The 24,964-nt window shown below is 41.4% G+C and carries 11 protein-coding genes; 2 read left to right on the forward strand and 9 right to left on the reverse strand.

From position 1 onward, the window contains the following. Position 1: 1 nt before the first annotated feature. The 3 genes from SJY45_RS08200 to SJY45_RS08210 are packed head-to-tail and all read right to left on the reverse strand — an operon-like array spanning position 2 to position 11,268. On the reverse strand, positions 2–952 hold the full coding sequence (locus tag SJY45_RS08200) for a type IX secretion system membrane protein PorP/SprF (RefSeq protein WP_400074317.1): 951 nt from the start codon (positions 950–952) through the stop codon (positions 2–4). Between the two features lie 8 nt (positions 953–960). Then, positions 961–2,988: a gliding motility-associated C-terminal domain-containing protein gene (locus tag SJY45_RS08205; protein ID WP_400074011.1), complete on the reverse strand. Its 2,028-nt coding sequence runs from the start codon at positions 2,986–2,988 to the stop codon at positions 961–963. Between the two features lie 21 nt (positions 2,989–3,009). After that, positions 3,010–11,268, reverse strand: a complete 8,259-nt coding sequence (locus SJY45_RS08210) for a hypothetical protein (RefSeq protein WP_400074013.1) — start codon at positions 11,266–11,268, stop codon at positions 3,010–3,012. Between SJY45_RS08210 and SJY45_RS08215 the strand changes: the two genes are divergently transcribed. Continuing rightward, positions 11,267–11,464: a hypothetical protein gene (locus SJY45_RS08215; RefSeq protein ID WP_400074015.1), complete on the forward strand. Its 198-nt coding sequence runs from the start codon at positions 11,267–11,269 to the stop codon at positions 11,462–11,464. The two genes, SJY45_RS08210 and SJY45_RS08215, sit on opposite strands and share 2 nt — an antisense overlap. A gap of 358 nt (positions 11,465–11,822) precedes the next feature. Here SJY45_RS08215 and SJY45_RS08220 read toward each other — a convergent pair whose 3' ends face one another. The 5 genes from SJY45_RS08220 to SJY45_RS08240 all read right to left on the reverse strand — a co-directional run bounded on the left by SJY45_RS08220 (position 11,823) and on the right by SJY45_RS08240 (position 22,600). Next, a complete protein-coding gene (locus SJY45_RS08220; protein ID WP_400074016.1) occupies positions 11,823–16,328 on the reverse strand; it encodes a Calx-beta domain-containing protein in 4,506 nt (1,501 codons plus the stop codon). 277 nt (positions 16,329–16,605) lie between these two features. Further along, positions 16,606–18,222, reverse strand: coding sequence for an OmpA family protein (locus SJY45_RS08225; protein WP_400074018.1), 1,617 nt, complete (start codon positions 18,220–18,222; stop codon positions 16,606–16,608). Beyond that, positions 18,170–18,544 (reverse strand): tol-pal system YbgF family protein, encoded by a 375-nt coding sequence (locus tag SJY45_RS08230; RefSeq protein WP_400074020.1) that lies wholly within the window; start codon positions 18,542–18,544, stop codon positions 18,170–18,172. The genes SJY45_RS08225 and SJY45_RS08230 overlap by 53 nt, the downstream gene beginning before the upstream one ends. A gap of 10 nt (positions 18,545–18,554) precedes the next feature. Further along, the gene (locus SJY45_RS08235; RefSeq protein WP_400074022.1) at positions 18,555–19,514 is read right to left on the reverse strand and encodes a type IX secretion system membrane protein PorP/SprF; all 960 of its coding nucleotides are present in this window, start codon (positions 19,512–19,514) and stop codon (positions 18,555–18,557) included. A 14-nt stretch (positions 19,515–19,528) separates the two neighbouring features. Beyond that, positions 19,529–22,600: a gliding motility-associated C-terminal domain-containing protein gene (locus SJY45_RS08240; RefSeq protein WP_400074023.1), complete on the reverse strand. Its 3,072-nt coding sequence runs from the start codon at positions 22,598–22,600 to the stop codon at positions 19,529–19,531. Positions 22,601–22,999: 399 nt separating this feature from the next. Between SJY45_RS08240 and SJY45_RS08245 the strand changes: the two genes are divergently transcribed. Next, positions 23,000–24,589, forward strand: coding sequence for a peptide chain release factor 3 (locus SJY45_RS08245; protein WP_400074025.1), 1,590 nt, complete (start codon positions 23,000–23,002; stop codon positions 24,587–24,589). 62 nt (positions 24,590–24,651) lie between these two features. Here SJY45_RS08245 and SJY45_RS08250 read toward each other — a convergent pair whose 3' ends face one another. Beyond that, positions 24,652–24,963, reverse strand: coding sequence for a DUF3467 domain-containing protein (locus SJY45_RS08250; protein ID WP_215441887.1), 312 nt, complete (start codon positions 24,961–24,963; stop codon positions 24,652–24,654). Position 24,964 lies beyond the last annotated feature (1 nt).

The following is a 24,964-nucleotide window of genomic DNA, read 5'->3' on the forward strand; positions in this document are numbered from 1 at the left end:
TCTAAAAGAAACGAGGTGATTTTAAGTTACCCTTTGTGCTTATGAAGTCATATCTTAAAATGGCTTCAAAAGAGCCCGAATTATAGACCGCTTTACCCAGCTCGGTAACTTCGCGATCATAAGCAAGACCAATCAAGAACTTCTTGGAAATATTGAACCCTAGCATACCACTGAATGCCGCATCCCAACGGTAGGCCGCTCCAAGGATAAATTTTTCGCTAAACATAAAGTTTGCCGAAATATCAACTTGCAATGGGGCTCCAGTAACCAGTTTGGTCAATAAAGCGGGTTTAAACTTTGTATTATCGTTTAAATCCCAAACATAGCCTGTTATAAAGTAAAAGTTCATTTGTTCTTTGGCCGTAGACGGTGCCGGACCATCTTTAAAATGAAGGGTCTGTAATATACGTGGAACAGAAAGACCTGCATAGAACCTCTCATTATGATAATAAATACCTGCACCAACATTAGGCGAAAACTTGTTGTCTATATCATTCTGTAAACTTGTATCTGTTGTAAATTGATTGAGTTCCGAAAAACGAACGTCCAGTAAATGGGCACTTCCCTTTAGCCCAAAACTTAATCTACCTTCCGAGGATGTGTATACCGTATATGAAAAGTCTATATCAATATAAGTCTCGGAAGTAGGGCCAATTTTATCATTAACTATTGAAGCACCTAGGCCCACACCTCTATACCCAATAGGGGAATGTATGTTGAAGGTCTGCGTTGTAGGAGCTCCATCCAACCCTACCCATTGGGAACGGTGCAAGAGTGCTGTACTAATATGACCTCGAGAACCCGCATAAGCAGGGTTGACGCTCACCGTATTATACATATATTGGGTATACTGAGAATCTTGTTGTGCAACGACATTCTGTATACCAACCGTAATAAGAACGGCGAGTAGCGCACCTAGTTTGTAAGCGGTTATTCTGAGATTTGGGATCATCATTACTGCTATCTGTTAATGTATATATATCCTGAAAGTGATTTTTGTTCACCTTGAGCATCTTTGTAATCTAAAATATAGAAATACGTACCAACCGGTAATTTTCTATCTGCATCAACAGTAACCCTTCCTTGAGAGGTTCCGTCAAACACGTTTCCTTCGGTGTTGTAAGCCTGTGTAGTATATACAAGAACACCCCATCTATTATAAATCCTAATTGAGTTATCCGGGTAGTTTTCCAGCCCAGTTATGGTCAGTACGTCATGGGCTCCGTCATTATTTGGCGTCACTACGTTAAATACCTCAATAGGTTCTTCCTCTGCGTTAGGCTCTAAATATTCCGGTATACCATTGCCATCCGTATCATCATTGGCATAATTCCCATCAATATTTATATCCTCGTCTTTACTCTGGATACCATCATTATCATCATCCGTATCCCTATAATCAGATTCTCCATCGCCATCCGTATTTGGTAAATCGTTATATGGATCGTTTATTTCATCATTAACATCAAGATCAATTGCCGTTTCGCCTTCGTACCCGTCATCAAGACCATCGCGATCTTTATCCGAACCAATTAAAGTAACGTCAGGAATACCGTCTCTATTATGATCATGCCCTTCTATTCTATCCGGAACATTGTCATTATCACTATCATCATCAACGTAATCCGGTAAATCGTCTCCGTCCGTATCTTCTGGGATAATTCCTAATCCACCATTATTTTCATAGGCATCATCCACTCCGTTTCCATTCAAATCCAATCCACTAGGCGGGATATAATCAATAGTGGTTTGAGCTTCTACGTTATCCGGGATACCATCATTGTCACTATCAATATCTAAATAATCCGGAATGCCATCATTGTCCGTATCCGTTGGATGTGTAGACGGATCATTATCGGCATCTAAATTCAAATCTTCAAAACTATTTAAGATTCCATCATCATCTGTATCCAAATCAATGGCATCCGTTACCAAAATAGTTACCGTAGCCGTATCACAATTACCTACCGTATCACAAAGCGTATAAGTAAATGAGTCGCTTCCATCAAAATTTTCATTAGGAGTGTATGTAACCCTATCATCGGATGGATCGTTGGGTGTACCATTGTTATCCAATACTAACGTTCCATTTGTTGGGTCCGTGGTCGTTAAAGTTCCTGTTGTTGGAATATCATTGTCATTACCAAGAATATCCAATTCTACCGGCGTATCTTCTGTAGTAGCTATGCTATCATCAAGAGTATCCAAAATGGGTAGCACATCTACTGTAACCGTAGCCGTACTACAGTCCCCAAAAATATTACAGACCGTATAATTGAACGTATCCTGACCATTGTAATCTGGATCCGGAATATAAGTCACAATATCATCTGTAGGATCGTTAGGTGTTCCGTTATTATCAATATTTACCGTTCCGTTTACCGGATTGGTTGCAGTAAGTGTACCTTGTGTAGGCAGCTCACTATCATTGTCAAAAATATCCACTACCACTGAATCATCTTCGTCTACAGTAACGAGATCATCGACCAGAATGGCCGACTCATCAATACAGACTACGGTAAAACTAGGTAGACTTTTTGCATTACCAGCCTTAGTAATAGTAGCTATATAGCGCTCCACCTTCTGTGTGGCAATAACCATAGGGGCACTCTGGTCTCCTGGCAAAGGAGGGTACCAACTCACTGTTGCTCCCGAAGAAAGGTTATCCGTATTATCACTAATATCAAGAGTGACCTCATTATATGGCGAATTACAATTGGTTACTATAAAATAACTGGTTGCATTCTTACCACATAAGGTACCATCGTACGTTGCAAAATAAATCCCTTGATCATTTACTTCCAAGAAGGAATCCGTACTTAAAACAGTACTGGTGTCCTGCGCTTCATACCAGCGAAAGTTGGTTCTGGTTTCTTCTGGGGTGTCATCTGGAGCGCGTAATAAATACTGAGCATTGGAGACGGCAAACCCCAGAATGGTAAAAACCAAACTGAGGACCAGTTTTTTATATGTAGTTATCGCTCTCAAATCGATTGGTTACCGTTTAAATTATTTTACTACAAAAACTACATTGATCAACGAGTTATAACTTGCTGGTTGTCCAATAACATCATAGGTCATTATTCCGGAAGCATTTACGGATACATTGTCAAAAACTGCCGTATCGTAAAAAGTAACATAGTAATACAACTCCGTATTGGCATATGTTGGAATAGCTGCTGGTGCCGAGGCACTAGCTACCATTGGCGAACCGAATTGTGCAACATATTGAGCGTGCAAGTCTATAGTTCTACCGGTTCCATTTGTTGAAGCGTCTACTTCTATAGAAGGTGGATAGAAAATCTTAGAAGCTTTTAAAGAGTTTACTTCAACAAGATCGCCATCTGCCTCAACACCTACTAACGTAGTAGCATTACCCGTTACGGCATTTGATCCATAATCAGAAAAACGTACTGTACCACCTTCTACATCTAATCTGGCATCTGGTGAACTGGTACCAATACCTACTTCATCGGAAGAAGCATCTGTAAATAGTAAAAATGTTTCAGTGTCTCCTTCAACTCTCATATCACTATTTGCTCCCCTTTCATTTACTACCAAACCGTCATACATTCTTACATTTCCATTAAAAAATGTTCCTAAGGCATAGTCGTTGCTCCAATTAATACGCAAATAATTATCGTCAGTTGCCCTCAAAGTATTCTTACCATTCATATATAGGTAATCGTTTATTTCAACATTACCTTCAACATCTAAAGCCCTATTAGCCGTAATAGAGGTTCTACCGATAGCAACATTTCCTTGAGTAAAAATATTATCGTTTATATTGTTCGGAGCATTTGATGTACCTACCTCGTACCAATCATGATCTGATAAACTGGATAAATCAACACTATTCCCTCCAGAGATTGCCAAATTACTTCCTGATAGGCTAAGGGTCTGATCGTCTGTGGCAGGATCACCTGCTGGGCCTTGAGGGCCGGTAGCTCCAGTTTGACCGTCTTGACCATCTTGACCTGGTTGTCCCTGAGGACCTTGAGGTCCCTGAGGTCCCTGAGGTCCCTGAGCCCCATCCTGACCGTCTTGTCCGTTTTGTCCGTTTTGACCTGGTTGCCCCTGTGGACCTTGTTGACCTTGGGCTCCTTGCGGACCGGCCGGGCCTTGAGGACCTGTTTCCCCTTGGATTCCCCGCGGACCACGAGCTCCTGTGGCTCCTGTATCTCCCTGAGGACCTTGTGGACCCGTTGCTCCTGTGGCACCGGTATCTCCTTGTGGACCCTGAGGACCAACTTCACCTTGCGGGCCTTGGGCTCCTGTAGCGCCTGTATCTCCTTGCGGACCTTGTGGGCCAACTTCACCTTGTGGACCCTGAGGACCTTGGGCTCCTGTAGCGCCTGTATCCCCTTGTGGACCCTGAGGACCAACTTCACCTTGTGGACCTTGGGCTCCTGTGGCACCGGTATCCCCTTGCGGGCCTTGTGGGCCTGTTGCTCCTGTATCTCCTTGTGGACCTTGAGGACCTGTTGCTCCCGTATCTCCTTGTGGACCCTGTGGACCGACTTCACCTTGCGGGCCTTGGGCTCCTGTAGCGCCAGTATCTCCTTGCGGACCTTGTGGGCCAACTTCACCTTGTGGACCTTGGGCTCCTGTAGCTCCTTGCGGGCCTTGAGGACCAACTTCTCCTTGTGGGCCTTGGGCTCCTGTAGCTCCCGTATCTCCTTGTGGACCTTGTGGACCTGTTGCTCCTGTGGCTCCCGTATCCCCTTGTGGACCCTGAGGACCAACTTCACCTTGTGGACCTTGGGCTCCTGTGGCTCCCGTATCTCCTTGTGGACCTTGAGGACCTGTTGCTCCCGTATCTCCTTGCGGGCCTTGTGGGCCTACTTCTCCCTGTGGACCTGTTGCTCCTGTGGCTCCCGTATCCCCTTGTGGACCCTGAGGACCAACTTCACCTTGCGGGCCTTGGGCTCCTGTAGCTCCTGTATCTCCTTGTGGACCAACTTCTCCTTGTGGACCTTGTGGACCTGTCGCTCCCGTATCTCCTTGCGGACCTTGAGGACCCGTTGCTCCTGTGGCTCCGGTATCTCCTTGTGGACCCTGAGGACCAACTTCTCCTTGTGGACCTTGTGGGCCAACTTCACCTTGCGGGCCTTGGGCTCCTGTGGCTCCCGTATCTCCTTGCGGACCTTGAGGACCCGTTGCTCCAGTGGCTCCGGTATCCCCTTGTGGACCCTGTGGACCGACTTCTCCTTGCGGGCCTTGGGCTCCTGTAGCTCCGGTATCTCCTTGTGGACCTTGAGGACCAACTTCTCCTTGCGGGCCTTGGGCTCCTGTAGCTCCTGTATCCCCTTGTGGACCTTGTGGACCAACTTCACCTTGTGGACCTGTCGCTCCTGTGGCTCCCGTATCCCCTTGTGGACCTTGAGGACCAACTTCTCCTTGCGGGCCTTGGGCTCCTGTAGCTCCTGTATCTCCTTGTGGACCCTGAGGACCAACTTCTCCTTGTGGACCTGTCGCTCCTGTGGCTCCCGTATCCCCTTGTGGACCTTGTGGGCCAACTTCACCTTGTGGACCCTGAGGACCAACTTCTCCTTGCAGGCCTTGGGCTCCTGTAGCGCCTGTATCTCCTTGTGGACCCTGAGGACCAACTTCTCCTTGAGGACCTGTTGCTCCTGTAGCTCCTTGTGGACCTTGAGGACCGACTTCACCCTGTGGGCCTTGGGCTCCTGTAGCTCCCGTATCCCCTTGTGGACCTTGAGGACCCGTTGCTCCTGTGGCACCGGTATCTCCTTGCGGACCTTGAGGACCCGTTGCTCCAGTGGCTCCGGTATCGCCTTGTGGACCTTGTGGACCGACTTCACCCTGTGGGCCTTGGGCTCCTGTAGCTCCCGTATCCCCTTGCGGACCTTGAGGACCTACTTCACCTTGCGGACCTTGTGGGCCTGTATCCGGATTAATCCATGAATAAGTTCCTGTACCGTCCGTAGAAAGTACTTGTCCATTATTCCCACCTGAAGGCAGTTCTATTTCGTTTGTTGGGTCCGAATCTTCATCCCTAATGTCTATTGTGGTATTGGTACCATCGTTAATTTGTATTTCAACGGATCGGTTTGGCACCACAACTGCACTACTAAGATTTTGATCATCTCTAAAATCTGTAAGATCAACGGTTGTATCCGGGCCTGTACCATTATCTAAAGTGATGATATTTCCTGTAAGACTTATCTGCTGATTATCAGTATTTGCTAAGCTTGATAAATCTACCGTTTCAGAACTACCATCTTCTATGCCTATTGTTAACGTATTTCCCGAAAGACCTGACCCTTGAATACTTTGATTATCCGCTAAATCGGCTAGACTCACAGTGTCAGAACTTCCTCCTTCAATTCCAACGGTTAAAGTAGTTCCCGAAAAAGTTAAATTCTGAATGTTTTGGTTGTCCGTACCCGAATCATCTAAATGTGATAAATCTACTGTTTGGCTATTCCCGTCTTCAATACCCACAGTAAGTACATTTGAACTTGTATTTATTGCTAAACTTTCGATATTTTGATTATCACTTCCAGCAGGGAAATTTACGGAAAGGTCATAATCATTACCTGTTTGATTTAAGGTTACAGAACCGTCTGTTGAGGTTAAGGTTTGTATTTCGTTTGAAGCGTCCGCATCGGCATCGTCTACATTTAAATTAATTGCATTTCCTTCGGATATACTAACATTTCCAGGATTACCATCCGTACTTAGCGTTTGGTCGTCACTGGCGTTGTTGGCCAAATCCTCTAAAGCCTCCTGGACCGTAGTTTCGTTTACCGTATCTCCATCAACATCAAAAGGAGTGTTCAAAGCTACCTCCGTAGCATCTTGAATCTCGTTTGTTGGGTCGGCATCCGCATCCTGAATATTTATCGTTGTAGAACCACCTCGCTGTAAGTCGATGTCCACGGTTTCGTTAGCGGTACCCACTGCACTTGTTATCTGTTGGTCGTCACTGGCATTGTTGGCCAAATCTTCTAAAGCCTCTTGAACCGTAGTTTCGTTTACCGTATCGCCATCAACATCAAAAGGAGTGTTCAAAGCTACCTCCGTAGCATCTTGAATCTCGTTTGTTGGGTCGGCATCCGCATCCTGAATATTTATCGTTGTAGAACCACCTCGCTCTAAATCGATGTCCACCGTTTCGTTAGCGGTACCCACTGCACTTGTTATCTGTTGGTCGTCACTGGCATTGTTGGCCAAATCTTCCAATGCTTCCTGAACCGTTGTTTCGTTTATCGTATCGCCATCCACGTCAAAAGGAGCATCCAAAGATACTTCCGAAGCATTTTGCTCGTCTAGATCTACACTACTGATTTGATATGGATTTCCTGCTGAACCATCTCCTGCTACAGAAACATTTGCATTTCCAGATTGTACGATAGTCTCCGTACCATCGGCAGCAGCTACAGAAAGATTATAATCGTTGCCTGAAGGCGTAACCGTTATAGAGCCGTCCGTAGAGGTAATGGTTTGAATCTCATTATTTGGGTCACCATCTAAATCTGGCGTAGCATTTCCACCTACAGCATTCCATGTGGTACCGTCATAAACATATAATTGTCCCGCAACCTCGTCTACATAAGTTACCCCGCTATTACTTGGTGTAACCGTTGGAGAACCATTACCCAATAACGTAAGTTCGTTTGTCGGGTCGGCATCGGCATCATCTAAAGAAGGAACATCTACCGTTAAATTAGGATATGTACCGCCTACCACAACATTTCCGCTTCCACCATCGGCAATTGTAACCGTTTGATCTGGAGCCGCATTCACGACTTCAAAATTCTGACCAGATTGGTTTACCGTAATACCGGTTCCTGCTGACACAGTTTGATTTTCATTGGTTGGATCGGCATCCGCATCCTGAATATTTATCGTTGTAGAACCACCTCGCTCTAAGTCGATATCCACGGTTTCGTTAGCCGTACCTACTGCACTTGTTATCTGTTGGTCGTCACTGGCATTGTTGGCCAAATCTTCTAAAGCTTCCTGAACCGTAGTTTCGTTTACCGTATCGCCATCAACATCAAAAGGAGTGTTCAAAGCTACCTCCGTAGCATCTTGAATCTCGTTTGTTGGGTCGGCATCCGCATCCTGAATGTTTATCGTAGTTGAACCACCTCGCTCTAAATCGATGTCCACCGTTTCGTTAGCGGTACCCACTGCACTTGTTATCTGTTGGTCGTCACTGGCATTGTTGGCCAAATCCTCTAAGGCCTCTTGAACCGTAGTTTCGTTTACCGTATCGCCATCCACGTCAAAAGGAGTGTTCAAATCTACCTCCGTAGCATCTTGAATCTCGTTTGTCGGGTCGGCATCCGCATCCTGAATGTTGATAGTAGTTGAACCACCTCGCTCTAAGTCGATGTCCACCGTTTCGTTAGCGGTACCCACTGCACTTGTTATCTGTTGGTCGTCACTGGCATTGTTGGCCAAATCCTCCAATGCTTCCTGGACCGTAGTTTCGTTTACCGTATCACCATCAACATCAAAAGGAGCATCCAACGGAACTTCCGAAGCATTTTGTTCGTCTAGATCTACACTACTGATTTGGTATGGGTTTCCTGCGGAACCATCTCCCGTTACGGTAACGTTCGCATTTCCAGATTGTACGATAGTCTCCGTACCATCGGCAGCAGCTACGGAAAGGTCATAATCATTACCTGTTTGGTTTAAAGTTACAGAACCGTCCGTAGAGGATATAGTTTGAATCTCATTGTTCGGGTCACCATCTAAATCAGGACTGGCATTGCCCCCCACTTGGTTCCAATTAGTACCGTCAAAAACATATAACTGCCCAGCAACCTCGTCTACATAAGTTACCCCAGCATTTGACGGTGTTATTGTTGGTGCCCCACTATCTATTAATGTAAGCTCATTGGTTTCGTCTTCATCTGAATCTGTTGAATTAACCGTGTAGTTTCCATTGCCGTCATCAGTTACCGAAATAGCTCCTGTACCAGCAATTACGGTTTCTACAAGAGATGATAAATCTACATTTGCAGAACTCCCTCTTTCTATATCTATTTGAAGTTGATTTGTTCCGCTTAAAGTAGCACCCGTTAAATTCTGGTTATCGCTAGCGTTGGCTGCCAAATCAATAATTGCTTCTTCAACCGTATTTTCATCCACACTGTCCCCATCAACATCTAATGGATTTGTTAAATTAACCTCCATTGCTTCTTGATCATCCGTACCATCAAAACTGGTTGAAGTATTATCTTCCGAAACATAAGTATAAGTTACATTATCTGCTGTAGACAATGTTGTAACCGTCTCGTCTATTTCCGTAATTGTTCCATCCGCTTCCGTTACCGTGGCAATCAGGTTACCCGCAATAACATTAGTAATATCGATTCCGTTCGTGTTGATATCCACATCCGTGCCATCGCCATTGGTAAAACGGTAAAGGCCGCCTCCCAAATCCGTAATGTCCGATTTGGAAACCGTTACACTTGTTCCGGCCTCATCAACCAAAGTGATGTTCCCGTCATTGTTATCCTCTATTCGTACGATGCTCTCCTGGATGGAAACCGTGGTCCCGTCCTCTTTACGGTATACACCGATTTCGTTTCCGGAGTTTGAAGTTCCGGTGATGTCCGTAACCGTCTCATCTATTTCCGTTACCGTACCGTCCGCTTCCGTTACCGTGGCAATAAGGTTACCCGCAATAACATTAGTAATATCGATTCCGTTCGTGTTGATATCCACGTCCGTTCCATCGCCATTGGTGAAACGGTAAAGACCGCCTCCCAAATCCGTAATGTCCGATTTGGAAACCGTTACACTTGTTCCGGCTTCATCAACCAAAGTGATGTTCCCGTCATTGTTATCCTCTATTCGTACGATGCTCTCCTGGATGGAAACCGTGGTCCCGTCCTCTTTACGGTATACACCGATTTCGTTTCCGGAGTTTGAAGTTCCGGTGATGTCCGTAACCGTCTCATCTATTTCCGTTACCGTACCGTCCGCTTCCGTTACCGTGGCAATAAGGTTACCCGCAATAACATTAGTAATATCGATTCCGTTCGTGTTGATATCCACGTCCGTTCCATCGCCATTGGTGAAACGGTAAAGGCCGCCACCTAAATCCGTAATATCCGATTTGGAAACCGTTACAGTATTTCCTTCTTCATCCACTAAAGTGATGTTCCCGTCATTGTTATCTTCTATACGTACGATGCTCTCCTGGATGGAAACCGTTGTCCCGTCTTCCTTTTGGTATACACCGATTTCGTTTCCGTTGGTCGAAGTTCCGGTGATGTCCGTAATTGTTTCGTTAATATCTGTTGTTGACCCATCTGCCTCGGTTACAGTTGCAATGCGATTTCCCGGAACGATATTGCCAATAGACATTCCGTTGGTGTCAATAGTAACATTTGTTCCGTCACCATTAGTGAACTCATAAAGACCGCCTCCCAAATCCGTAATGTCCGATTTGGAAACCGTTACAGTATTTCCTTCTTCATCCACTAAAGTGATGTTCCCGTCATTGTTATCCTCTATTCGTACGATGCTCTCCTGGATGGAAACCGTAGTCCCGTCTTCCTTTTGGTATACACCGATTTCGTTTCCGTTGGTCGAAGTTCCGGTGATGTCCGTAATTGTTTCGTTGATATCTGTTGTTGACCCATCTGCCTCGGTTACAGTTGCAATGCGATTTCCCGGAACGATATTGCCAATAGACATTCCGTTGGTGTCAATAGTAACATTTGTTCCGTCACCATTAGTGAACTCATAAAGACCGCCTCCTAAATCCGTGATATCCGATTTGGAAACCGTTACTTGGGCTCCTAATTCATTTGTAAATGTCACATTACCATCACCTTCATCACTTATATCCGTTATTGTTTCATTAATGGTAACTAAATCACCGTTCTCGTTTTCATAAACTCCAATAGCATTTCCTGTAGGCGCCGTTGCCGTTAAGGTAGTAATGGTCTCCACCGGTAAAATAACTGATGCTGTGCCCCCATTTTCAAGGGAAAGCGTAAGTTCTCCGCTTAAACCATCAAAAGTAAAGTTTTGAAGCTGCTGATCATCGGAAGAGGTCAACTCCCAAGAATCACCATCCCAAAAATAGATAGTCCCTGTATCCGTATTTACATAAATATCACCTATGTCAGCACCTGCAGGAGTAGTTAATCCTGGGGCTGTAACATCGGTACCGCTTAGCACCTCACAGTTACATTGGTCTTCTAAACTGACCGTAGTCTGTGCAAATGCTAATCCGGAGATTAGGAAAACTAAGATTATACTTATTTTTTTCATGACCATTACTTTACTTGAAACCGTATTGTTCAAAATCTTTATCCTTACCATGCGAACTAGCTTTAGACGCAGTGTACTTTTTATTCCAAAAAAATTATCTGAATTCCGCCCCCGGACATTGCACCTTAGAAGTGCCTTTTGGTATGGCGAAGAGGATGAAGAACACCCTAAATGCCACTTGGTTTATAAAGAATAAACCTATGTCAAACTTTGGTTAAGTTATTCAGTTTTTCGGGTTGTGTTGAACCAATCCTATTGAGAATGATCCAATTACACTTTACAAAATTAATCTTAGTACCTGCAATGGAAAATAATTGTTGTATAAGTGTGAATTCCTATTGTATACGTACTGAAAAATGAGGTCTTGGTTTATTTTTTTCCTGTGTTAATCGTCGATAAGTCCAATAATATCGCTATACTACAGAGGGTCATATGTTTACGAGAATAGTGTAATATGTAGAAAAGTAAAGGCTAAAAATGGTGTCTAAAACGAACGTAGAACTGTTTAAATTTGGACAAACTTACATTTCATATTTAACCATTAGATAACATTGTTAATTTGGCTTTACTCTGTAAGTTATTCGCCTATTCGTAATAACAGTATACGACTTAACAATACTTAAAGGAGAAAACTCAGAAGTAGAGTTTGCCAATGTAGCCGTAGTAGTTACCGTGTTACCTAAACCAATACCTGAAGGAAGTGGAATACTGAATTTAAACTTGTTGGTATTGTCCGTATTATTATCATCATCGCTATAAGCGGTAACCCTTGATTCCGAATCGGAAGCAGAACCTTCTACCATGGTGCCTAGGTACCGTTGTCCCTCTCCATAATCATAGGTCATGCCCAATCTATTATCTCCTGCAGTGGCAGTTCCTTCATTAATATCAGTTGCAAACAACTCTATAGTAGCTCCCGGTCTTGACCAACCCTCTACTACCAGATTTGACCCTGAAACATACGCCCCTGTAATTACAGGGAAGTTTAGGACACCGTTGGGACCACTATCCGAGTCTCCGGAGTCATTAATGGTTACCCCATCACCAAAACCATCAGATAAATCAATATCTATTCCTAGAGCAGGACTTGCCGTACCGTTTGCGTAAATTGAGTTCCTAGAGATTAAGTTTCCTGATGTATTCCCGCCACTTAGAACAATACCCGCCCCGCCACTGGAAGTTATAATGTTATTGGTTACAGACGAATTACTTCCATCCAAACGAATACCTACATTTGCATCATCTCCCGAACATTTACCTCCATCTTGACCCGAGTTGGAAATTGTATTCTCCGTAATGGTCAAAGAACCGCTTATTCCTTCTGCATCTACGCCTAGGGAAGCAGCTCTATCAATTAAGTTTTGCTGAATTATAATTCCAGACCCACCACTAATTTTTATATTATCAAAACAAGCGTTGTTTCCATTGTCCGTAATATGATTGTTTTGTATTAGGGTAGACGTTCCTCCGTTCACCAAAATACCTTCATCCGTATTTCTTGCTATATAATTGCTGTCTACAATAGATGTTCCTCCAATAATTTCCACGCCATAATCTATATTTCCCGATGCATTGCCACGAGCATTCACACCCAGTAAACTGTGCGACACAGATGCAGACCCACCCTGAATAATAATTCCTGCATTATTATTGGCACGAACAGCAATATTACGAGTTACCACATTTGTACCGTTTAATTGCAATACATCGCCTGAGGGACTATATAATTCAATTTCCGGTAGGTCAAAGTTTGGCAGATTCGTATTTGAAACTCCTACCCCTGTTCCTCCAGAACCAACAGTTCCTGTATTTGTGTTACCCGAATAAGCAGTTTGCGTACGCCCATCAATAACAGTATTGGAACCAGTTATTACCGGAAAATCGTTGGGATTGGACATGGCAATATTAAAGTATCCATTCGCAAAATTGGCATCGGCCGTTCGCCCTAATGGATCACTAATAGTTGGTATCATAAATATTGAAGTGTCCTCACCTGTCGCTGGATCAAATATACCGTTCGCTTCAATATCCAAACCAACTTCTCCTATTGCATTTGAATTCAATATAAACTGAGTAAGTGAACCTTGTCCGTTCTCGTTTGTATTTACTATGGTATTAAAATTAAATCCAAAATTAATACCTACAACACCGTTACCGGCCACCTCAACACTAGCTATGCTTTGAGCATTATTGAAAACACCCAATGATACATCCTGAGTTGCTGTTGGGTCAGTTCCCCCAACTTCATCTGTTACATCTACGATACTACCAGATATCATTTCGGTTTTATATGTCTGAACGGGGTAACATGCAGAACAGTTTGCTCCACTATCTCTAGTAGACCGGACCGTTGAGCTCACTACTTTTATAAAGTAGTCTCCATCTGCCATGCCTCCAAACGAATAATTTCCGTTCGCCTCTGTATTTTTTCTTTGGATAAAATTACCGGAAGAATCAAAAAGCTCTACAATTGCACCCGAAATTCCTACTCCTCCAGAGGCCAATTGATCACGGCCTGCGCCACCCGGATAATTGACATCTTCAAAAACACGACCTGCAATTAAGTTGGACGGTACTTTCAATACCACCGCTGCAGAAATCACAAAATCCTGACCTACATCAACATTTGCTGTGACCTCACTATCTGCCGGTTGAATAAATGATGAAATATCATAAGTATCTAAATCTACACCGTAAGTAGCAGCATTATTATAAACCGGAGGACCTACTGTATTGTCATAAATTGTAGAGTTATAGGAGTTATTACCTGTTTGACCTCCATCTCCCGTAAGAATAAAATTTTGATTTCTTTGATTGGTAATGGACAGTTCTTCAGGATTGGTAGAGCCAGAACTAGATCCATTCAAATCTGGATCACCTTCCCACGATAAAAATGAAGCTTTGGCGCCTGTTCCCGATATGGCATAAAAAGAATCTAGCGTAAACGAATTACCATCATTACTTAAACCATCAAAACCCTGGTATAAGTTTATATTTACTGCTGGCAAAGAACGGTCTTCATAAAAAACCATTAACGCCCAGCCACCAAGAACCGTACTTGTTGTACAATATTCTCCCGTATTATTAATGGTAAGACCACTAAAGTCAAAAACATTACTTGATAAATTGGATACGCCTTGAACTATAGTGGTTACATCACTTACATAACCAAAAAAGTTTCTATTGCCCAAAGATGTCTGATACAGAAAGTTAGCAGAAACACTTTGTCCTTCAAAAGTTACATCTGCATCACGAACCGTACTAGAATGAGACCAATACAGATAAGCCCTTTCAACAGAAGCTGTTGCCGGAACAGGAGATACCAAACTATTGGACGATGATGTAGTAACCGCACAAGGACTAGCCCCATTGGGACTTGTACGTAACGTACCTCCGGTAGTTGAGTAATCATAATACCCATCAAATTCTTGAAACAGTGTTAATGGGTCATTTGCTAAGATCTGAGAATTTATGGTACCCTTACCCGCATCGTTATAATTTACAACTGCATACTGGGCATTTGCTCCAGTAAAGACAATATCAAAATCTTCTGCAAATTCCGGAATACCATCATTGGCTATAGGTACAGAAATGGTCTGAACATTATTTAACTCTCCTGTAAAGGTTAGCGTTCCTGATGTGGCGGTATAGTCGCTTCCTGCCAAGGCCAATCCGTCTACGGTCTCAAAATCTACCGTAAATGGGGCTTCAACAAAACCAAACAAAAATATATTTCTTCCGTGCGCAGCTCTTGTAGACCTTACGGTAAACACGGCATTACCCACATCTTCATCAATTGTAATATCTTCAATTATAATAATGGGACCGTCAGGAAAACAATTAATTTCCGCCTCCCAACCAGCTCCGGTGTTACTTCCGTTAGAAACAAACCTAAACGTTAGACAGCCTGAAGCAGCCGAAGAATTTATTGAAGTGGGTACATTGGCACTATCATACTGACCTATTAAAGTAGCTCCCGTTGAATTACCATCATAAATATAGAGTATATCTCCAGAAACAATTTCGAAACTTGTAAAGTTGACATTCAAATATGTATCAGCTGTATCCGGACATATGGTATAGGTTACATCTTGATTATTAGAATAATTAGAGAGTCCGCCCGGATCAAAAAAGGTATCGCTACATGTAGTTGCACTACCGCCATTAGTCATTATTAAGGCGTCATCATCTATAATCGTTGCTGTAGCTGTATCACTAATGTCTACTTGAGGATCTGATGCTAGAGTGAATTCCAATATGAAATTTTCCGGATTCTCAATAGTACCGTCATCTAAAATGGGAACGGTAACAGTTTCCGTATCACCTGACGTACCATTGAAGTTTAAAATACCAGAAGCAGAAGTATAATCGTTACCATCAATTGCAGACCCATCTACCGTTCTGTAATTGACCGTAAAAGGAGCTGTAGCGTTCGTACCTGTATGCCGTACGGTAAAAGTAGCATTCCCCCCGTCTTCATCTACTGTTATATCATTTACCTCCAGAACAGGAATAGGTGCGGGAAAAGTTGCAGAAATCTGAAAATTATCTATAAAGGCGTAATCATTATTATTCCAGTTATTGCCCGATTTAGCTAATCTTACGGTTGTAGTTGCTGAAATAAAACCAGATATATCTTGACTAAAAATTCCTGTATTATTACCATTAATCGTACCCACTGTAGTATAAGACGCACCTCCATTATTAGAAACCTGGATACCTAACGCTCTACCGTTTGTAAGACTAATTGTTGTATAATTAAAACTTAACACAGCTGTTGCAGCCCCATTAAGATTAGTCGATCTGCGTACGGTCTCAGAATATATCCAATAAAATTCAAGTCTATTACTACTTATTCTTATATATTGACTGGCAGGACCATTATTTGTATCGCCAGTTTCTACCCAATTTGTAGAAAAGTTAGAACTGCCATTATTATTTGAGTAAGATACACTGCTAAAATTATCGCGATAGGTTTCTTGTGCGACCAACTGTAACGAACACAGCATCGCCAAAAAAACATAAAGAATTCTAGTATGGTTATACACTATTTTTAGCACTTTTTAAAGCTTTGAATAGATGCCGACCGAACGGACCGAGCACTTAACCCAGCAAATATATCCGTACTAGAACTACTTAAGAAAAATTTGTTGTGAAGACCCCAATAGTGAGCGTAACCGATAGTTTTTACAATGTTTAGGTATTCTAAAGCACGTTGAATTGCCTTTAAAATAGATACATTATCGATTAAATACTTATCTACTTTGCACAGTACCGTGAACAAAAAAAGCAGCTACTTTAAAGTAGCTGCCTTTGGTATTGTATTCCTTAGGTATACTATTCCAAAATAATAAATTCCGATCGTCTGTTCAGTTCATGGTCTTTATCCGAACATTTAACACCATTGGCACATTGGTTAATCAATTTAGTTTCACCAAAACCTTCGCTATCCAATCTTTCTTTGGCTATCCCTCTTTTTATCATATAATTCACTGTAGCTTCCGCACGTTTCTGAGAGAGCCATAAATTATAGGAATCCTTACCTCTACTATCCGTATGGGAGTTTACCTTAATCCTCAAACTTGGGTATTTTTCCATGGCAGCAATTACCTTCTCAACTTCTATTTCAGAATCTTTACGAATGTTGTATTTATTAAAATCAAAGTAAATGGTACTCAATTGTAATAGTTTGGCTAAATCATCGCCAAAGCCGGCACTAATAGAATTTCTCTCTAGATAAAAGTCTATGGTTTTAGGTTCCCCATCAGATTTTCCTAAATACTCTTCAGATGGAATATACCCCTCTGTCATAGCTCTTACAAAATTACCTTGGGTACAATCTACCAATAAGCTATACTTACCTTCAGCATCTGTAATGGCCGACATTATTTCGTCATTATTTTCATTGATGACCTTAACCGATGCCCCAATTAAAGGTTCATTGGATATTTTGTCCCGCACTACCCCGGAAATAGCCTGTTCACAGTCAATCACCAACGATTTGGTTTCCAAGAAAGCGTAAATATCATCTGCTCCCTGCCCTTCCGAGCGGTTAGAGGCAAAATACCCTTTTTTAGTTTCTTCGTTAAAGATAAACGTAAAATCATCCATTCTTCCGTTAACGGGTTCACCAACGTTCATAACGTTTCCATCCAACCTTCCATTGGCTACTTTAGTAGCAAAAATATCCAAGCCTCCAAGACCAGGATGGCCATCAGAAGAGAAATAAAGGACATCTTCGCTAGAAACAAAAGGAAAGGTTTCCCTAGCTTCCGTATTAATTACCGGACCTAGATTTTCAGGAGTACCGTAAGTTCCATCATCGTTTATTGAAACCCTAAAAATATCAGACTCCCCTAAAGAACCGGGCATATCCGATGCAAAATATAAGGTCTTTTCATCTGCACTTAATGTGGGATGGGCTACAGAGTAATCATTGCTATTAAAGGGTAGTTCCTCTATATTAGACCATACACCCTCTACCATTTTAGCCTTGAAAATTTTAAGACGTATTACTCCTTTTTCGTCTTTTACATATTTTCCGGACTTAAAATTATTTCTAGTGAAATACAAAACGTCCCCGGCCTTGTTTACTGTTGATGTTGATTCGTGTAATCTTGTATTTACATGGTCCCCAAACTTAATAACAGTACCTTGAGAAATGCTATCTGCGTTTACTTTATATAAATCCAAAAAATCCTTTGAATTCCAAGTATGACGATAGCGAGCAAAATTACCGGTGTCCCTATCCGAAGAAAAAATAAGACCCTCTTTATAGAAAGAAGGTGCAAACTCCGAGTACGGAGAATTATATTGAAAAGGCGATACGTTATATCTACCCGAATTTCTTTTAATATCGTTTAGATAGTCTTTCTCGTCTTTGTATGCAGTAGCCCTTGCATCATTCTGAAGTGGCCTCCAAAAATTTGCCCATAACTTCTTTGGAAGCATCATATTCCTCTAAAGTTTTTAAGGTCTGTGCATATCTAAAGTAATACTCCGGACCTATTTCTCCCGGATACTCGTCTACCAATCTTTTGTATGTTTTTGAAGCATCCTCGTAATCTGCATTGTAATAGTAAGAGTTTCCTAATTTTTTGAGAAGGTCTGCCGAAACGTATCCCCTATCCAGTACTTTTTTATAAATATCGATAGCCGGACTAAAAGAGTATTCGTCATATTTTTCATTGGCCTTGGTAATCAATTTTTCTTGGGCAAAACAACTCGTGCCCATCAAAAAGACCAAAACATAAAGAATGTGTATTTTTTTCATCATAAGGCAAGGTTTAGAAGAAACGCGGAGAAACCAGTTTTTCAAATGATTTCACTAATTCCCATCTTAGAAAAATTTCAAAAGATCCGCTGTTGAACTGTGTACTACCAAAGTCTGTTGTTTCTTTATCATATGCCAACCCTAACATAATTTGGTCAGATATCTGAAAACCAGCAAGAGCACTTACAGCGGCATCCCATTTGTAAGCTGCACCAAAAGAAAACTTCTCTGCAAACAGAAAATTAGCTGAGACATCTACCTGAAGCGGTGCACCACCTACGACCTTTGTCAATAGAGCAGGTTTAAATTTAAAGTTATCATTTAAATCAAAAACGTATCCTGTAATCAAGTAAAAGTTAACACGATCTTTAGCTAAAAAGTCAATTTGGTTAGCATCCGAGTTGGCCGAATCAAAATGTTCTACCTCTAACAAATTGGGAGCAGAAAGTCCCGCATAAAATTTATCGGTGTGATAGTACATTCCCAGTCCTACGTTAGGAGAGAATCGGTTTTCAATATTATCGGTACCTACAGCTTCTTCAAAACCTGGTCTCTGCCTTAATTGTTCAAAATCCAAATTGAGAATATTACCCCCCAACTTTAATCCAAAAGATAGTTTTCCTTTTAAGGAAACGTCAATTGAATATGAGATCAACCCATCTATATAAGTTTCTTGAACAGTGCCCTCTCCTATTTTGTCGTTTACTATAGACAACCCATAACCTACTTTACTGTTCCTTATGGGAGAGTGTAAATTGAGGGTAAAAGTCTCTGGAGATCCATCTAAACCTACCCATTGAGACCTGTATAGGCCCGCAATACTCAATTGCCCCCTAGAACCTGCATAGGCAGGGTTAACGCTCATTGTATTAAACATATACTGAGTGTACTGGGCATCTTGTTGGGCCGAAGCCGTTTGACAATAGACCAATACCAAGAATAGGCCTGCTAGTAGTTTATTTCTTATAATCATACCTACTTTATAGATTATTTGCTGATGTAAATATAACCACTATCAGTTATATTAGCTTTATTTACAGTGTTGTACTTAAAGATATAAAAATAAACCCCTGCCGGTAAATAATCCTGACCAGCTATTGTAGACCTTCCTTTTGATCTACCATCGAACACATTGTTCTGGTTATTATAATCATCTCCTTCGTATACAGCAACACCCCATCTATTGAAAATCTTAAGATTATTATCTAAAGCTTTATCAACATTTTCAATCCACAAGAATTCATTTTTACCATCTCCGTTCGGGGTTACCATTTGCATTACTACAATTTCAGTATCCTCTTCTGGATCTAGGTATGAAGGCGTACCATCACCATCCAAATCATCATCAGTTGGGTCTCCGTTGTTATTTCCGTCTTCGTCTGGCGTATCAATTCCATCACCATCATCATCCAAATCGCGATAGTTTACATCTTCGGTACCATCCGTGTCCGGTAAATCATTTGCCGGATCATCAATTTCATCGTTTACATCAAAACCATCATTAACATCGCTACCCTCGTAACCGTCATCAAGACCATCTCCATCCGTATCCGTGCCTGTAAAGGATTGATCAGGTGCTCCATCAAAATTAAAATCATTTCCTTCATTATGATCAAACACTAAATCATTATCACTATCCGAATCCAAGTAATCCTCTTCATCTGTACCATCTGTATTAACAGGCGTCAATCCATCAGGGTATGCGGAATTTAATCCATCATTGGCTTCATATGTTGCTTCATCGTCATCGTTTGGAGCAATATAGCCATCCGTAGTTTGTGCCTCAACATTATCCGGAATACCGTCATCATCTGAGTCAATATCTAAATGGTTAGGTATAGTATCTCCATCAGAATCCATAGGATTGGTCAATGGGTCATTATCACCATCTGTGTTAGGATCTTCAACCGTATCCAAAATACCATCGTTATCATCATCTAAATCTACTCTATCCGGAACACCGTCACCATCCGTATCCTTATCGTTAGGATTAGAATCTGGATCCAGGTAATCTGGTGTACCGTCTTCGTCCGTATCGTCATTGGTAGGGTCTCCATCTCCATCAATATCTTCATCCGGTGTATCAATGCCATCACCATCATCATCCAAATCGCGATAGTTCACATCTTCTGTACCATCTGTATCAGGCAAGTCATTGGCCGGGTCATCAATTTCATCGTTTACATCAAAACCATCATTAACATCGCTGCCCTCATAACCATCATCTAGACCGTCTCCATCCGTATCTATTCCGGTATAAGTCTGATCTGGCTTGCCATCAAAATTGAAGTCATTGCCTTCGTTATTATCAGGAACAGTGTCATTGTCACTATCCAAGTCAATATAATCTTCCGTGTCTTCTCCATCTGTATTCACCGGAGTAAGGCCATCTGGGTAAGCTGAGTTTAAACCATCGTTAGCGGCATATGTTGCTTCATCATCTTCATTAGGCGCTATATAACCATCCGTAGTTTGTGCCTCAACGTTATCCGGAATACCGTCATCATCAGAATCTATATCCAAATGATTAGGAATACCATCTTCATCCGTATCCAGTGGGTTAGTTAATGGATTATCATCTCCATCTGTGTTAGGATCTTCTACCGTATCTAAAATACCATCGTTATCATCATCCAAATCCGTTATATCCGGAACACCATCACCATCTGTATCTGTAGTAGTATCCTCATCAAAGTCAAGGTAATCTGGTGTACCGTCTTCATCTGAATCATCATCGGTAGGATCCCCATCTTCATCTACATCTTCATCCGGTGTGTTTATTCCATCACCATCATCATCCAAATCACGATAGTTTACATCTTCTGTACCATCCGTATCAGGCAAGTCGTTAGCAGGGTCATCAATTTCATCATTAACATCATAACCGTCATTAACATTACTACCTTCATAACCATCGTCTAGACCATCTCCATCTGTATCCATTCCGGTATAAGTCTGATCAGGAATACCGTCAAAATTAAAATCGTTTCCTTCGTTATTATCCGGAACATCATCATTATCACTATCTGCATCTAGATAATCCTCAACATCACTACTATCAGTATTAACGGGGGTCAACCCATCAGGATACGCAGAATTAAGTCCGTCATTAGAATCATAAGTAGCAGCATCGTCATCATTTGGTGCTATATAACCATCTGTAGTCTGAGCTTCTACATTATCAGGAATACCATCGTTATCCGAATCAATATCCAAATGATTTGGAATACCATCTTCATCTAAATCATAGGGGTCCGTTAGCGGATTATCATCACCGTCAATATTAGGATCTTCAACTGTATCCAAAATACCGTCATTATCATCATCCAAATCTACATTATCGTTAACACCATCACCATCCGTATCCGGACATATAACAGGTATAACTCTTAAACGAATACCGTTTACAGGAAAACTAGAAGTAGTATAGAACTGAATTTCATTTGCCAAACCTTGTGATAACCATACAAAACGGTCAGGACCATATATAGGAGCTGCCGTTGTGTTTTCTACAAAGTAATCATTGGTTTCATTACCAGAAATAATTCCTGCAGGCAAAGCTGTGGTCTGGACATACTCTACATTATCCAAAGAAAGAATACCATCTCTATGGTTAGAATCTACACGAGCCGAGTGCTCTGCTATAATTTGTACCGGCACGGTTCCCGAGAAAGTAAAAGTGGCCGGTAAATCTTTATTAACCTCAAAAAGCCCCAAAGAACTTTTTGTACTTGCTCCTTCTACACTTACCAAAATAGAACCTGCAGGAAGTCCCCACTTGGAACTCACATCTACATTATCCGCTGAAAGGCTACCATCCGTAACCCCATCAGGAAAACCAAAATCTCCCGGTCTAATCTCTTTATTGTCCAAACGGGTACAACCATCAGCATCAAACATGTAAGCTGGTTGCACTTCTTCATTAGTCTCTTTTTCCGAATTTAACGTATCGGAGAAATTTTCAAAGGAGCTATTTATCCCAAAAAGGACTACAGCAAGTACATAAGTAAATGCCTTGAACGTTTTGTTCTTAAAATTCAGTAGAGTAAAGTTTTCCATAAATGTTTAGCTTTTATTAAACTAATCACCATGGCGTGTAGGTCAAAAATGTGGTTGGCAAGAAGTTGGGAGACTTCAATTCTAGGTGCAAGATATATTTAATATTTCGTTAACCAAATTGTTTTGAAAGTATAAATTATGAATAATCCTCCAAAGACAAATATATTCGGTAAAGGGCTGAAAACAATACAATTTACATAGTTTTCATTTCCCTATTATCATGCACAAACCTAAACTATAACCAATGAAAATCGGGATTTTCTGCCGTTCATCGATATATATCAAACCCTATCACTTAACACAAAAAACCACCTAAATCTTAGCCTCAAGGCTTGGTTTTAACTCAACATAAATCAGGTCATAACTAGAATTTAATGTATTTTTGCACAAATTTTCTTCATGAGTTTTAAAGACGAGATCCAAAGGCGTAGAACCTTTGGAATAATTTCCCACCCAAATGCCGGTAAGACCACATTAACCGAAAAACTTCTGTTATTTGGTGGTGCCATTCAGGAGGCGGGTGCTGTAAAAAACAATAAAATCAAGAAAACGGCCACGAGTGACTTTATGGAAATAGAGCGCCAAAGAGGTATCTCCGTTGCTACATCCGTACTTGCCTTTATATATAAGGATAAGAAAATAAACATTCTTGATACCCCTGGGCATAAAGATTTTGCCGAAGATACCTTTAGAACACTTACAGCTGTAGATAGTGTTATAGTTGTGGTTGATGTTGCCAAAGGTGTGGAAGAGCAGACCGAAAAATTGGTACAGGTTTGTAGAATGCGAAACATTCCTATTATTGTTTTTATAAACAAATTGGATAGAGAGGGGCGCGATGCTTTTGACCTTCTTGACGATTTGGAGCAAAAACTTGGCCTATCCGTTACCCCTTTAAGTTTCCCAATTGGTATGGGTTATGATTTTAAAGGTATTTACAATATCTATGAAAAGAACATTAATCTTTTTAGCGGTGATAGTAAAAAAAATATTGAGGAAACTATAGCCTTTGACTCTATTGAAAGCCCTGAACTCGAGAAAATTATAGGAAACAATGCCGCCGAAGAACTTCGTGATAACTTAGAGTTGGTAAGAGGCGTATATCCTGATTTTGATAAAGAAAGCTATTTGCAAGGTGAGCAACAGCCCGTATTCTTTGGCTCTGCCCTTAATAATTTTGGTGTTCGGGAGCTATTGGATTGTTTTATAGAAATTGCCCCATCTCCTCGCCCTAAAAAAGCTGAAGAAAGAGTTGTTGAGGCAAATGAAAAGGAAATGTCCGGTTTTGTATTTAAGATACATGCCAATATGGACCCAAAACATCGTGACCGTTTAGCGTTTATTAAAATTGTGTCCGGAACGTTTGAACGAAACAAACCCTACCTTCATGTTAGAAATGGAAAAAAACTAAAATTCTCAAGTCCTAATGCGTTTTTTGCCGAGAAAAAAGAAATCGTGGATATATCCTATCCCGGAGATATTGTCGGACTTCATGATACAGGTAATTTTAAAATAGGCGACACCTTAACCGAAGGAGAGGAACTACACTACAAAGGAATCCCAAGCTTCTCTCCTGAACACTTTAGGTACATCAACAATGCAGACCCAATGAAGTCCAAACAGCTTTACAAGGGCATTGACCAGCTTATGGATGAAGGTGTAGCGCAGTTATTTACGCTGGAAATGAACGGCAGAAAGGTTATAGGAACTGTAGGAGCACTTCAGTTTGAGGTTATTCAATACCGTCTTGAACATGAATATGGTGCCAAATGTACCTATGAAAATTTTCCGGTTTTCAAAGCTTGTTGGGTAGAAGCATCAGACCCTAAAAACGAAGAATTTAAAGAATTCAAAAGAGTGAAACAGAAATTTTTAGCCAAGGACAAGCGAAATCAATTGGTATTCTTGGCCGATTCTCAATTCTCTTTACAAATGACCCAACAAAAATACCCTAGCGTAAAACTTCATTTTGTTTCTGAGTTCGATTAGAAACCGGAAAAACTTATAAAATAAAAAATGCCCTTTGTAGTAACAAAGGGCATTTTTTATTCTTAAGCTTCTCCTGTTGGCCCAAAATTAATTGGTATTGGAGGTTGCTCGTAGTCCTTAATAGTTCCGTGAGCAGCTTCAAACCTATTTACATTATCATTCAAAGCCTTTAAAAACTTTTTGGCATGCTGCGGAGTCAGAACAATTCTACTCTTTACCTTGGCTTTGGGAGCCCCTGGCATCATGCTTATAAAGTCAACTACAAATTCTGACACTGAATGATTGATGATCGCTAGATTGGAATAGATTCCTTCAGCTGTCTTTTCATCAAGTTCAATATTGATTTGGTTCTGTTTTTGTTCTTTTTCGCTCATA

Source organism: Zobellia russellii (assembly GCF_044597075.1).
Lineage (GTDB): Bacteria > Bacteroidota > Bacteroidia > Flavobacteriales > Flavobacteriaceae > Zobellia > Zobellia russellii.